This window comes from Catenuloplanes japonicus, assembly GCF_000717135.1.
GTDB lineage: Bacteria > Actinomycetota > Actinomycetes > Mycobacteriales > Micromonosporaceae > Catenuloplanes > Catenuloplanes japonicus.
Genome location: NZ_JNXY01000020.1, coordinates 170,488 through 182,697 on the forward strand (window position 1 = coordinate 170,488; position 12,210 = coordinate 182,697).

The window sequence follows — 12,210 nt, forward strand, 5'->3', positions numbered from 1 at the left end:
TGCGACCCATACGGCCTCGCGGCCGGAAACCTGAGCTTTTGGCGGACACCTCTCAACCGGTCCGATCGCCGACCGATAGGGCAGGGGTGGTGACAACGGTGGGGCGCCGGCTGGACGATCCCGTACGGCTGCGTGCGCTGCGGGCTGCCCGGCTCGCGGCCGCGGCGGAGGCCGTCTCGCTGGACCGTCTCACCGCGCTGGCCGGGCAGGTCGCGGAGGCGCCGATGTCGCTGCTGTCGCTGATCGACGCGGACCGGCAGTTCATCGTGGCCGGCGCGCCGGACGACTGGGACACCGAGGTACCGCTCGACCGGTCGCTCTGTCGTTTCGTGGTACGCGACGAGGTGTCCCTGGTCGTCCGGGACACGCGCGCCGACCCGGTGCTGCACGACAGCGCGGCCGCGGGCGTGATCGCCTACGCCGGTTTCCCGGTCCGCGCGCCCGGCGGCGACGTGGTCGGCGCGCTGTGCGTGGTGGACGCGGTGCCGCGCGACTGGCCCGCGGACCGCATGCGGCAGGTGGCGGACCTGGCCGAGACCGTCACGCACGAGATCGCGCTGCGCCTGGCCTGCTCCGAGCTGCGCGACCGCGGCCTGGACCGGATGCGTGAGGATCTGGTCGCGGTGGTCAGCCACGAGCTGCGCGGCCCGATCGCGGCGATCCGCGGGTACGCCGAGGTGCTTCTCGACGACCCCGCGCTGGCCGACCTGCACCGCCGCTGGGCCGGCGTGATCGACCGGAAGAGCGCGGACCTGGAGCGCCTGGTCGGCGACCTGCTGGACCTGGCCGCGCTCGACTCCGGCCACATCGGCATCGTCTCCCGGCCGGTGCCGCTCGGCCGCCTGGTCCGCGAGGCCGTGGACGAGCACGCGCCGGCCGCGGCGGAGCGCAACATCGTGATCTCCGCGGAGATCGGCCAGCACCTGCCGGTCTTCGGCGATCCGCTGCGCCTGCGTCAGGTGGTCGGCAACCTGCTCTCCAACGCGGTCAAGTACACACCGCCCGGCGGCGCCGTACGGGTGACCGCGGCCATCGAGGACGGCCGGGCGCGGCTGACCGTGGCGGACACCGGGATCGGCGTGCCCCCGGAGGAGTTCCCGCTGCTCTTCGAACGGTTCTTCCGCACCCGTACCGCGGTGGAGCGGGGGATCAAGGGCACCGGGCTGGGCCTGGCGATCACCAAGGCGATCGTGGACGCGCACGGCGGCGCGATCTCCGCGGCGCCGCGCGAGGGCGGCGGCACGGAGTTCACGATCTCACTGCCTGCAGCGTGTACGTCAACGGCAGGCGCGCCGGACGGTCCGTGAGGTGCCACTCGTCGAACTCGCCGGCCGTGTGCATCTTCCCGGGCAGCGCGTTCCACGGTACGGAGTCGTGCTCGACCAGCGCGGTCAGCCGCATCCCGGCGTCGAACAGCGCGGTGACGATCTCGCCGAGCCCGTGGTTCCAGCTGTGCGTGACCGTGTTGGTCAGCTTCTTCCCGCCGGTGTCGAAGTAGGTGTCGGCCTCGTCCCAGACCATCGGCTCCGGCGTCTCGAAGTACGGGTACTCGACGGAGAGCCCGTCGCCGTCGCGCAGCTCGTTGATCGCCCAGAGCATCGGGTGGCCCTCGCGGATGAACAGCCGCCCGCCGGGTCGCAGCAGCCCGGCCACGGTCTGTGCCCAGCGCCGGATGTCGGGCAGCCAGCCGATCGCCCCGATGCCGGTGTAGACCAGGTCGAACCGGGCGCCGCCGAGCGTGCCGACCGCGCCGTAGACGTCGGACTCGGCGAACTCCACGTCCGCGCCCGCGTCCGCCGCGATCCGGCGCGCCTCGGTCAGCGCGGTGGGGGAGAAGTCCAGGCCGGTCATCCGCGCGCCGAGCCGGGCCAGCGAGATCGTGTCCGTGCCGATGTGGCACTGGAGGTGCACGACGTCGAGCCCGCTGATGTCGCCGAGCCGGGGCAGGTCGAACCGGACCACGTCGCTCAGAAAAGCGGGATCGGCGAACCGGTGCACGCCATAACCCTCCGTGTCCACGTGCAGGGTGGCGCGCTCGTCCCAGTTCCGCCGGTTGATGTCGAGATAGTCGCTGCTCACGGCGGAAGGCTAGCGGCTGCGGGCGTTCCCGCCGACCGAAATAACGGGTACGGTTGACAGGCTTCGCACGGCTCGCGAGACTGTGCCCGGCAGAGAGCGCTCTTCCGACAGGAGGCGCGACAACTTCCGGGAGTGCATCGTGCGACACAGGGCCTGGTGGGCCGCCGCGCTCGTGCTGACCCTGGCGTCCGGCTGCGACACGAGAACTCCCGAGGCGCAGGCGCCGCCACCGAGCCAGGCGGCAGCAGTCCGGACCGGGAATTTCAACGGTACGGATCTCGCCTGGATACAGCTCATGCTCCCGATGACCGAGCAGCTGATCCCGATGCTGGCCCTCGGCGCCGAGCGCGCCCAGGCCGCGCCGCTGCGTGACCTCGCGGGCCGGCTGCGGGACCAGCACCGCACCGAGGCCGGCGAGCTGCGCGCGCTGCTGACCCGCACCGGCCTGCCGGACGAGAACCCGCACGAGGGTCACAACATGCCGGGCATGGTCACGCCCGACGAGGTGACCGCGCTGGCACAGGCCCAGGGCCCGGCGTTCGACGAGGGGCTGGCCACGGCGCTGCGCGAATACCTGGCGCAGGTCGCGATGGTCTCCGGCAGCGAGAGCAAGGTCGGCACGGACACCGACACGCTCGCGCTCGCCACCCGCATCGCGGCCGACCGCACGAAGGATCTGGCCGAGCTGGAGAGCGCGGTCTAGGACTCCGGCTCCGGGTCGGTCACGTCGGCGACGGTGGCGGTGAGCGCGGTGACCGCGTCGTCCGCGGCCAGCGTGATCGCGGTGCCGTGCGCGCCGCCGCCGAGCGAGATCTGCCGCCCGGCGATGCGCTCGTCCGCGATCACCGGCCAGGCCGTGGTCGCGCCGAACGGGGTGATGGTGCCGCGCTCGTACCCGGTGGCGTCCTTCGCGGTGGCGGCGTCCGGCAGGGAGAGGCGGCTGACGCCGAGCAGCGTGCGCAGCTTCGGCCAGGAGATCACCCGTCCGCCCGGGACCAGCACGAACAGGTAGTCGTCCGCACCGCGCCGCACCACGATCGTCTTGACCACGTCACGGATCTCGGCGTTCCGTGCGGCGGCGGCCTCGGCGAGGCTCCGCACCGGCCCGTGCGAGATGACCTGGTGGGTGATGCCGGCGGCCGCGACCGCGCGTACGGCTGGGGTGTCGCTCATGACAAAGATCAAAGCATTGATGCCACGGTACGGTTCCCGTCAGTGGCGGACATCGCCATCCGGAACCTCGCACGCGCGGCTCGCGTCTCAATCTCTGCCGGTCCGCGTGATCGGCACGAGCCGAGGGGGTCGTCACCGATGCAGCCCTATGCAGACGCGCCGGACACGCGCACCAGGCGGGCGCCGATCGTGCCCGTGATCCGCGACGGTGAGATGCCGTCACTGGGAATCAGTCCCCGCCCGCCGGTGGGGCCGGTCACCGGGGCCGGCCGTCCGGGCGGGCGGAAGAAGCCGTGAGCCCGGCCTCCGCGGGTGCCGGGCGCCTGTTCAGCGTGCGACGGCCGTGGCCTGACGCAACGCGGTGATCTCCGGATATGCCATGGCGAGCGTGCCGCGGACCCACACCATGCGTCGCACGGCGGTCTCCGGGTCGTCGCCGAAGTGAGCCGCCATCGAGGCGGCGCACCCCTCACTGCCGAGGCACAGGATCATCCGGGTCACTTCGGCCTGGACCGCCTCGCAGGTGGGGTGCTGCGACGGCTGCAGATGCGAGACGAAGAGCGCCTCTGCAGCCAGATCGTCAACTGTTGTCATCACCATGTCCCCGCTGCTAGCTCCTACTCTTTTTCAACGTAGCACTGTTGTGATCTACCTAACTCCCAACTACGTACCGGATCGGCGGACAAGCGGTGCGGCGAACGGCTGTGTCGCCTATCGCCTGAATGGTCATATCCGAAATACGAACTAAAGCTGCGCATTGCGGACTGCCGGCGAAACGATGGTCCGGGCACCCTCTCCCCGGCGCATCCGATCGAAGGCCTCGGCCGCGCCGTCCAGCGTGTCGTGGTGGGTGACCAGCGGCGACAGGTCCAGCGAGCCGTCCAGCACGGCTGCGGCGAGCAGCGGGACCTCCACGTCGAAGTCCGCGGCGCCGTAGACGCAGCCCCGCAGCGTGCGGCCGGAGTGGAACAGCTCCAGCGCGGAGAACTCCACCATGTCGGAGCGGCCGCCCATGCCGACCACGGTGACCTGGCCACCCCGGCGCGCGGCCCGGTAGGCGGCCCGGATCGTGCCGGACCGGCCCACGCACTCGAACGCCTGGTCCGCGCCGCGACCGCCGGTGGCCGCGCGGACCGCCCGGCTCAGCTTGTCGTCCGCCACCAGGTAGTCCGTGGCGCCGGCGGCCAGCGCCAGCTCCTGCTTGGCGGTGGAGACGTCCACGGCCACGATCGGGCCGGCCCCGGCGGCGCGCGCGGCACTCACCACGGCCAGGCCCACGCCGCCCATGCCGAACACCACCACGGACTCGCCGGGCCGCACCCGCGCGGTGTTGCGCACCGCGCCGAAGCCGGTCAGCACCGCACAGCCGAGAAGCGCGGCGTCGGCGAACGCGAGCGCGGCCGGGACCGTGACCGCGGCCCGCTGCGGGATCACCACGCGGGTGGCGAGCGCGCCGAGGCCCAGCGTGACGTGCAGCGGCGTGCCGTCCGCGAGCGTGCCGCGCGGCGCCGAGGGGGCGCCGGACGTCTCGCACAGCCACGGCTCGCCGCGCGTGCAGTGCCAGCACGCGCGGCACGGGGGCGACCAGTTCAGCACCACGCGGTCGCCGACCGCGGCCCGCGTGACGCCGTCGCCGGCCGCGACCACGGTCCCGGCCGCCTCGTGGCCCAGGACCAGCGGGAACGACGGCGCCAGCGTGCCGTTGACCATGGACAGGTCGGAGTGGCAGACGCCGGCCGCACCGATCTCGACCTCGATCTCGCCCTCGGCGGGCGGCGGAAGCGTGAACTCCTCGACGGCCAGCCCGGCCTCCGGGGAGCGCGCGATCAGTCCGAGCGCAGTGCTCACCGCTGGATGGCCTTGGTCTCGAGGAACTCGTGCAGGCCGTGCGCGCCCAGCTCACGGCCGAGCCCGGAGCTCTTGTAGCCGCCGAACGGCGCGAGCGGGTTGAACCGGCCGCCGTTGATGTCCACCTGGCCGGTGCGCATCCGGCGGGCGACCCGGAGCGCGCGCTCCTCGTCGCCGGACCAGACGCCGCCGGCCAGCCCGTACCGCGAGTTGTTCGCGATCGTGACCGCGTCGTCGTCGTCCTCGAACGGGATGATCGACAGCACCGGGCCGAAGATCTCCTCCTGCGCGACCGTGGCGTCCGGGAGCACGTCGGCCAGCACGGTCGGCGCCACGAAGTGGCCGCGGTCCGGGACGGACGCGTCCAGACCGCCGGCGGCCAGGCGCGCGCCCTCGGCGAGGCCCCGCTCGACGTACCCGCGCACCCTGTTCTTCTGGTTCTGCGAGCTGAGCGGGCCGAGCCGGGTGCCCTCGGCGAACGGGTCACCCAGCGTGTAACCGGCGGCCGTGGCCGCGGCGAGCGCGACCGCGTCCTCGTAGCGGGAGCGGTGCACCAGCATGCGCGTCCAGGCCGTGCAGGTCTGGCCGGAGTTGAGGAACGCGTTGCCGACGCCGACCTTCACGGCCTTCGTCAGGTCCGCGTCCGCGAGGATCACGTTGGCGGACTTGCCGCCCAGCTCCAGCGCGACGCGCGCGATCCGGTCCGCGGCCAGGTGGCTGATCCGCGCGCCGACCCCGGTGGAGCCGGTGAACGAGACCATGTCCACGTCCGGGTGGGCCGCGATCGCCTCGCCGACGACCGGGCCGTGGCCGGTGACCAGGTTGACCACGCCCGGCGGCAGGCCGGCGGCGTCGATCGCGTCGAAGAGCAGGTACGCCACCAGCGGCGTGATCTCGCTCGGCTTGAGCACCACGGTGCAGCCGGCCGCGAGCGCGGGCGCGAGCTTCGCCACCACCTGGTGCAGCGGATAGTTCCACGGGGTGATCGCGCCGACCACGCCGATCGGCTCGCGGACCACGGTGGAGTTGCCGACCGTCTCCTCCGGCAGCGGGTGTGCGGCCAGGTCCGCGTACGACCGGAGGACGGTCAGCGGCAGCCCGGCCTGCACCGCGGTCGCCACCTTCAGCGGCGTGCCCAGCTCGCGCGCGATCGTCCGGGCGATGGCGTCGGTCTGACCGGCCAGCACGGTGTGGAGTTTGTCCAGGTGGGCGGCGCGCTCGGCCGGGTCCGCGGCGGACCACGCCGGGAACGCCCGCCGGGCGGCGGCCACCGCGCGGTCCACGTCCTCGGCGGTGCCGGCCGGGACGTGGTCGATGATCGTCTCGTGGGTGGGGTCCTCGACCGGGATCGTGTCCGTCCCGGCCGGCGCGACCCATGCGCCGTCGATGTAGAAGCGGTCCATAACTGCCCCTTCGGCTGTGAAGAGATCGAAAACTAGCGCCGCAAGTTTTTACCGTACCCGAACTGGTCGTACGTGAGCGTCAGCCCGTCGATCAACGCGTCCAGGCCGAGCGTGAACGCGCCCTCGTCCACGCTGCGCTGGTGCTCCGGCAGCCGGTGCGCCTGAGTGAGGTGGGGGTAGTCCTCCGCGTAGAACGTCGGATCCTCCACGAAACCGCGGGCGAACGAGCCGAGCGCGGACCCGGCCACGAAATATCGCATCAGCGCGCCGATGTGTGTGGCGCGCGCGGGCGGCCAGCCCTCGCGGACCAGGCCGCCGTAGACCGCGTCCGCCATCCGCAGCGCGCCCGGCCGCCGCCCCGGGCCCTGCGCCAGGTGCGGGACGATGTTCGGGTGCGCGGCCAGCGCGGTGCGGTAGGAGTGCCCCCAGGCCTTCAGCGCCTTCTGCCACGGCTCGGTGGCGAACATGCCGATCTCCACCTGCGCCGCGATCGAGTCCGCCACCGCGTCCAGGATCTCGTCCTTGGTGGCGAAGTGGTTGTAGAGCGACGGGCCGCGCACGCCCAGCTCGGCCGCGAGCCGCCGGGTGGAGACCGCGGCCAGCCCCTCCGCGTCGATCAGCGCGGTCGCGGCGGCGATGATCCGCTCCCGGCTGAGGAGCGCCTGTTTCGGCCTCGGCATGTTCCACGGCTCCCTGGACTTTATAAAACTAACGGCGCTAGTTTAATCGAGGGAGGCGCGGGCGACCAGCCGGGAGCGGCGCCGAGCCGGAGGCCGAGACAGGGGGAACGAGCGATGGATCTTGCGTTGACACCGGAACAGGACGCGGTGCGTGAGCTGGCGACCCGGTTCGCCGACCGGGAGCTGCTGCCGCACGCGGCCGAATGGGACCGGCGCGAGTCGATCGACCCCGGCATCGTCAAGCAGCTCGGTGACCTGGGCTTCCTCGGCCTGACCATCCCTTCCGAGGACGGGGGTTCCGAGGGTGATCACCTCGCCTACTGCCTGGTCCTGGAGGAGCTCGGGCGTGGGGACTCGGCCGTGCGCGGCGTGCTCTCCGTCTCGCTGGGGCTCGTTTCCAAAACCATCAGTGGGTACGGGTCGCCCGCGCAGAGATCCGAGTGGCTGCCGCGGCTGTGCGCGGGGGAGGCGCTGGGCTGCTTCGCGCTGACCGAGCCGGGCACGGGGTCGGACGCGGGCGCGCTGACCACGCGGGCCGTGCAGGACGGGCCGGACTGGCTGATCTCCGGTGAGAAGACCTTCATCACGAACGGGACCTGGGCGGATGTCGCGCTCGTCTTCGCCCGCACCGGCGGGGAGGGGCCGCGGGGAGTGAGCGCTTTTCTCGTACCCACGGATGCTCCTGGCTTTTCGCGACACGAGATCAAGGGGAAGCTCGGCCTGCGGGGACAGGCCACGGCGTCGCTGTCGTTGGAATCGGTGCGGGTGCCGTCGTCCGCGCTTGTCGGCGAGCCCGGACAGGGTTTCCGGATCGCGATGTCCGCGCTCGCGAAAGGGCGCATGTCCGTGGCCGCCGGATGTGTGGGCATCGCGCAGGGCTGCCTCGACGCGGCGGTCGCCTATGCGGGTCAGCGGACCCAGTTCGGCAAACCGATCGCGGGCCATCAGCTGGTGCAGCAACTGCTCTCCGAGATCGCGGTGGACACCGCCGCGGCACGGCTGCTGACCTGGCGCGTCGCGGACCTGATCGACCGCGGGCTGGACTTCGCGACCGAGTCCTCGATGGCGAAGCTGTTCGCCGGCGAGGCCGCGGTCCGGTGCGCGAACAACGCGCTGCAGGTCTTCGGCGGATACGGCTACATCGACGAATATCCGGTCGGCAAATATCTGCGCGACGCGCGCGTGATGACGCTCTACGAAGGCACCAGCCAGATCCAGCAACTCATCATCGGCCGGGCACTGACCGGTATCAACGCCATCTCGTGAAAGGGATTCCCCGGTGGATTTTTCGCTGAGCGACGAGGAAAGGGCGATCCGGGACACGGTTCGCAGCTTTGTGGTGAAAGAGGTGCTGCCGCTGGAGGACACCGTGCTGCGCCGCGAGCGCGCGCACGAGCCGGGACTGCACCTGGAGGAGCTCCGAGAGCTGCAGCAGAAGGCGCGCAAGTTCGGCTTCTGGGGCCTGGCGACGCCGGAGGAGTACGGCGGCATGGGCCTGCCCGCGGTCGTGCAGTCGCTGATCTGGACCGAGCTGGGGCGCACGATCGTGCCGTTCCGGTTCGGCGGCGAGGCCGACAACATCCTGTTCTACGCGAACGACGCGCAGAAGGAGGAGTTCCTGCTGCCCACGATCGAGGGCACGCGCATCTCGTGCTTCGCGATCACCGAGCCGGGCGCCGGGTCGGACGCCGCGAACATCACGATGTCCGCGCGGCAGGACGGCGACGACTGGATCCTCAACGGTGAGAAGACGTTCATCACGAACGGCAACGAGGCCGACTTCGCGATCGTGGTCGCGGTGACCGACCGATCGCTCGGCGCGCGTAAGGGCGGCGCCACCGCGTTCCTGGTCGACCGGTCCATGGGCTGGCGTTCCGAGTTCATCCAGACCATGGGCGAGGGCGGGCCGGCGTCGCTGATCTTCGAGGACGTGCGGGTGCCGTCGCGCAACATCCTGGGCGAGGTCGGCAAGGGCTTCGAGCTGGGCATGCAGTGGATCGGCAAGGGGCGCTACACGATCCCGTCGCACGCGATCGGCATCGCCGAACGCGCGCTGGAGATGGCGCTGGCCCACGCGCGCAGCCGGGAGACGTTCGGCCGGGCGATCGGCGAGAACCAGGCGATCCAGTGGATGATCGCGGACTCCGAGGTCGAGCTGGAGGCCGCGCGCATGCTGGTGCTGCGCGCCGCCTGGACCGTCGACTCCGGGCGCGACCCGCGGCACGCCTCCTCGATGGCGAAGCTCTACGGCGCCAGCATGGTCAACAACGTGGTGGACCGGGTGCTGCAGATCCACGGCGGCATGGGGTACACGCGGGAACTGCCGATCGAGCGCTGGTACCGGCAGGTGCGGCTCTACCGGATCTTCGAGGGCACGGACGAGATGCAGCGGCTGATCATCTCCCGGGACCTGCTCCGCGGGTACACGATGATCGGGCTCTGAGGGCTTCCCTGCGCCGGTTCTGCTATCGGCAGAGTGTCATTCGTGCTGGTCTCGGGCATGGTTGGCGGCATGAGGCTGCTGGTGCTGGGCGGGACCGAGTTCGTGGGGCGGGCGGTCGTCGAGGCCGCGGTCGGGCGCGGGTGGGGGGTCACCGTGCTCAACCGCGGCCGGAACGCGGCGATCCCGCCCGGCGTCGTGTCGCTGCGCGGGGACCGGACCGTGCGGGACGGGCTCGCCGCGCTGGACGGGCTGTCCTTCGACGCGGTGGTGGACACGTGGAGCTGGGATCCCGCCGTGGTGGCTCCGCCGGCTGTTTCTGCGGGGTGGTACGCCTACATCTCCAGCCGGTCGGTCTATCAGTGGCCGGTCGCTGCCGGGGCGTCCGAGAGCGCGTCGCTCGTCCCGCCTTCCACCGATATTTCGGACTATGCGGGGATAAAGCGGGCGGGCGAGCTGGCGGCCGTCGAGGCCTTCGGGGACCGTGCGCTGCTGGTGCGGGCCGGGCTGATCCTCGGGCCGCACGAGAACATCGGCCGGCTGCCCTGGTGGCTGACCCGGATCGCGCGCGGCGGCGACGTGCTCGCACCCGGGCCGGCCTCGCTGCCGTTGCAGTACATCGACGCCCGCGACCTGGCGAACTGGACACTTTCCGCGCTGGAGGCCGGGCTCGGCGGGCCGTACAACCTGGTCAGCCCGTCCGGTCACGCCACCATGTCCGCGCTGCTGTCCGCGTGCGTGTCGGTGACGGGTTCCGCCGCCACGCTGCGCTGGGCCGAGCCCGCCGCGATTCTCGACGCGGGCGTGGCGCCCTGGACCGAGCTGCCGATCTGGCTGCCGCCGGGCGAGAGCCACGACGCCATGCACACCTCCGACGTGTCCCGCGCGGTCGCGACCGGGCTGCGCTGCCGCCCGGTCACCGAGACCGTCGCGGACACCTGGGCCTGGCTGGAGTCGATCGGCGGCGTCGCCCCGCAGCGCGCCGACCGCCCGCCGGTCGGCCTGGACCCGGACGCCGAGGCCGCGATCCTGAAGGGACTCTCGTGATCATCGAGGTGGTGCGCGGCGACCTGACCGAGGAGAACGTCGACGCGATCGTCACCGCGGCCAACGAGTCACTGCTCGGCGGCGGGGGAGTGGACCGGGCGGAGGTGGTGCCGGCGGCGCCCGCACAGTGGACGATCGCGTAATTCACTCCTGCGAGGGGCGGCTCGTCGAAAGGCGGCGGCGTCACCAGGGCGCTACCGTAACGGTATGTCTGTGGAAGGACGGCTGCTCGTCGCCGCGATCGCCCTGCTCATGCTCGCGATGCTGGCGGGCGCGATCGTCCTGGGCTTCCGGGTCTGGAAGATGCGCCGCATGCTGACGGAGCTGGGCGCGGGCGGCAAGTTCGCGTTCTGGGGCGCGCTCATCTACACGATCTCCCCGGTCGACCTGCTCCCCGATCCGATCCTGCTGGACGACCTCGGCGTGCTGGCCGGATCGCTGCTCTACCTGACACATCTGGTCCGCAAGGTGCACGCCAACCGCCGGCCGCCGGTGGCTCAGCCGGGTCCGCCGGTGGGTCAGCCGGGTCCGCCGCGTTATCTGCCGCCGATGCCGCAGCAGCCTCCGGTGCCGACCTCGGCGCCGCCCGCGCCGCACCACCCGCTCCCGCCGGCGCAGCAGCCGCCGGTGTCCTGAGGATCGTTCACCACCAGCGGCCCGGCCGATGTCGCATGCCGTGCTGACCTGTGGGGCCCGCCGCTGCCGGTCACCGGCTTCTGCCGATCGCTGATCCTGGCCGCTGCGGCCGCCGGCTCCGGCTGATCGCCGATCGTGACCGATGCGGCCTGCCGGGGTTGACCGGTGTTGACAGGCGGTCGCACGATGTGGCGATGCCGATCGATGTACCGCCTCCGGGCACCGAGCGTGCCACCTCCGTCCTCATCGCCGGCGGCGTCTCGCTGCTGGCCGGGGTCGTCGTCATCGCGGCCGGTGCGGCCACGCTGGACTTCGACTCCTTCGCACTGACCGTGGCCGCCGCGATCGGCGGCGTCCTGCTCGGCATCGGTGTGATCATGACCGCCGCCGGCGTGCGCCACTCCCAGGCCCGCCGGACCGCGGCCCGCACCGGCCCGCACGAGTGGGCCGCCGTGTGCGTGATCGCGCCGAACACCTATGTGCAGCGTCTCTTCACGATCGGTGAACCCGGCGTCCAGCTCTACACGATCGGCGGCCGGCACGTGCGCACCTGGCGCTGGGACGAGGTCGGCAAGATCCTCGCCATGCCGGTCACGGTCGCCGGCCGGGATCGGCCGGGCCTGGTCCTCGGCGACACGTCCTTCGCGTTCCCGGCGCCCTGGGGCGTCAGCTTCTCGGAGAGCCAGGCCGCGCAGGCAGCGGCGGCGGCGCGGCGGCATGCCGCCTGAGGTCCCGCCTCCTGCGGATCGGCGGGCGCGGCTTGTGCCGGGCATCGGCCGGTCTACCGGCCTTCCGGAATCAGGCCGTCCGGAAGCGAGCATCGGGCCTTCCGCGCCCGGCATCTCGGTGAACAGCAGCGTCGCGGTCTCACCCTGACGCTGAGACCTGAGCAGGCCCGGGGCCG

Annotated in this window: 13 protein-coding genes and 1 pseudogene; 8 read left to right on the forward strand and 6 right to left on the reverse strand. The window is 72.0% G+C overall.

Translation table 11 applies throughout. The annotated features are described in order from the left end of the window. The first annotated feature begins 89 nt into the window (after window positions 1-89). On the forward strand, window positions 90-1,307 hold the full coding sequence (locus OP04_RS26620) for an ATP-binding protein (protein WP_157240370.1): 1,218 nt from the start codon (window positions 90-92) through the stop codon (window positions 1,305-1,307). On the opposite strand, the gene OP04_RS26625 is transcribed toward OP04_RS26620, so the two are convergent. Further along, entirely contained in the window at window positions 1,249-2,079 is an 831-nt protein-coding gene (locus OP04_RS26625) for a class I SAM-dependent methyltransferase (RefSeq protein WP_033342552.1), read from the reverse strand. The two genes, OP04_RS26620 and OP04_RS26625, sit on opposite strands and share 59 nt — an antisense overlap. A 139-nt stretch (window positions 2,080-2,218) precedes the next feature. Between OP04_RS26625 and OP04_RS26630 the strand changes: the two genes are divergently transcribed. After that, entirely contained in the window at window positions 2,219-2,782 is a 564-nt protein-coding gene (locus OP04_RS26630) for a DUF305 domain-containing protein (protein ID WP_157240372.1), read from the forward strand. Here OP04_RS26630 and OP04_RS26635 read toward each other — a convergent pair. The 5 genes from OP04_RS26635 to OP04_RS26655 all read right to left on the reverse strand — a co-directional run bounded on the left by OP04_RS26635 (window position 2,779) and on the right by OP04_RS26655 (window position 7,183). After that, on the reverse strand, window positions 2,779-3,252 hold the full coding sequence (locus OP04_RS26635) for an aminoacyl-tRNA deacylase (protein ID WP_051799078.1): 474 nt from the start codon (window positions 3,250-3,252) through the stop codon (window positions 2,779-2,781). The genes OP04_RS26630 and OP04_RS26635 overlap by 4 nt on opposite strands. Before the next feature lie 327 nt (window positions 3,253-3,579). After that, window positions 3,580-3,846, reverse strand: coding sequence for a hypothetical protein (locus tag OP04_RS26640; RefSeq protein ID WP_232323748.1), 267 nt, complete (start codon window positions 3,844-3,846; stop codon window positions 3,580-3,582). 150 nt (window positions 3,847-3,996) lie between these two features. Then, window positions 3,997-5,100: an alcohol dehydrogenase catalytic domain-containing protein gene (locus OP04_RS26645; protein WP_085066789.1), complete on the reverse strand. Its 1,104-nt coding sequence runs from the start codon at window positions 5,098-5,100 to the stop codon at window positions 3,997-3,999. Then, complete coding sequence (locus OP04_RS26650; protein ID WP_033342554.1) at window positions 5,097-6,503, reverse strand: aldehyde dehydrogenase family protein; 1,407 nt, start codon at window positions 6,501-6,503, stop codon at window positions 5,097-5,099. Before OP04_RS26650 ends, OP04_RS26645 begins: the two co-directional genes overlap by 4 nt. Window positions 6,504-6,535: 32 nt before the next feature. Further along, window positions 6,536-7,183 carry a TetR/AcrR family transcriptional regulator gene (locus tag OP04_RS26655; RefSeq protein ID WP_033342555.1) on the reverse strand — a complete coding sequence of 216 codons (648 nt, stop codon included), beginning with the start codon at window positions 7,181-7,183 and terminating at the stop codon, window positions 6,536-6,538. A gap of 114 nt (window positions 7,184-7,297) precedes the next feature. Here OP04_RS26655 and OP04_RS26660 point away from each other — a divergent pair, with 114 nt between their 5' ends. From OP04_RS26660 to OP04_RS26680, 6 genes and pseudogenes are all read left to right on the forward strand, one after another. Further along, window positions 7,298-8,449, forward strand: coding sequence for an acyl-CoA dehydrogenase family protein (locus OP04_RS26660; RefSeq protein WP_033342556.1), 1,152 nt, complete (start codon window positions 7,298-7,300; stop codon window positions 8,447-8,449). Between the two features lie 13 nt (window positions 8,450-8,462). Beyond that, window positions 8,463-9,626 (forward strand): acyl-CoA dehydrogenase family protein, encoded by a 1,164-nt coding sequence (locus tag OP04_RS26665; protein WP_033342557.1) that lies wholly within the window; start codon window positions 8,463-8,465, stop codon window positions 9,624-9,626. A 69-nt stretch (window positions 9,627-9,695) separates the two neighbouring features. Further along, window positions 9,696-10,670, forward strand: a complete 975-nt coding sequence (locus tag OP04_RS26670) for an NAD-dependent epimerase/dehydratase family protein (protein WP_033342558.1) — start codon at window positions 9,696-9,698, stop codon at window positions 10,668-10,670. After that, a pseudogene (locus OP04_RS52025) lies at window positions 10,670-10,792 on the forward strand (RNase III inhibitor); the annotation flags it as partial. The gene OP04_RS26670 and the pseudogene OP04_RS52025, both read left to right, overlap by 1 nt. An 85-nt stretch (window positions 10,793-10,877) precedes the next feature. Further along, window positions 10,878-11,306, forward strand: a complete 429-nt coding sequence (locus OP04_RS51165) for a DUF1232 domain-containing protein (RefSeq protein ID WP_085066790.1) — start codon at window positions 10,878-10,880, stop codon at window positions 11,304-11,306. Window positions 11,307-11,500: 194 nt separating this feature from the next. Further along, the gene (locus OP04_RS26680; RefSeq protein WP_033342559.1) at window positions 11,501-12,034 is read left to right on the forward strand and encodes a hypothetical protein; all 534 of its coding nucleotides are present in this window, start codon (window positions 11,501-11,503) and stop codon (window positions 12,032-12,034) included. Window positions 12,035-12,210 lie beyond the last annotated feature (176 nt).

Coding starts and splice junctions, on each gene's coding strand:
- OP04_RS26650 (WP_033342554.1), bottom strand. CDS start 6,503: ATGGACCGCTTCTACATCGACGGCGCATGGGTCGCGCCGGCCGGGACG.
- OP04_RS26660 (WP_033342556.1), top strand. CDS start 7,298: ATGGATCTTGCGTTGACACCGGAACAGGACGCGGTGCGTGAGCTGGCG.
- OP04_RS26655 (WP_033342555.1), bottom strand. CDS start 7,183: ATGCCGAGGCCGAAACAGGCGCTCCTCAGCCGGGAGCGGATCATCGCC.
- OP04_RS26680 (WP_033342559.1), top strand. CDS start 11,501: ATGCCGATCGATGTACCGCCTCCGGGCACCGAGCGTGCCACCTCCGTC.
- OP04_RS26670 (WP_033342558.1), top strand. CDS start 9,696: ATGAGGCTGCTGGTGCTGGGCGGGACCGAGTTCGTGGGGCGGGCGGTC.
- OP04_RS26640 (WP_232323748.1), bottom strand. CDS start 3,846: ATGACAACAGTTGACGATCTGGCTGCAGAGGCGCTCTTCGTCTCGCAT.
- OP04_RS26635 (WP_051799078.1), bottom strand. CDS start 3,252: ATGAGCGACACCCCAGCCGTACGCGCGGTCGCGGCCGCCGGCATCACC.
- OP04_RS51165 (WP_085066790.1), top strand. CDS start 10,878: ATGTCTGTGGAAGGACGGCTGCTCGTCGCCGCGATCGCCCTGCTCATG.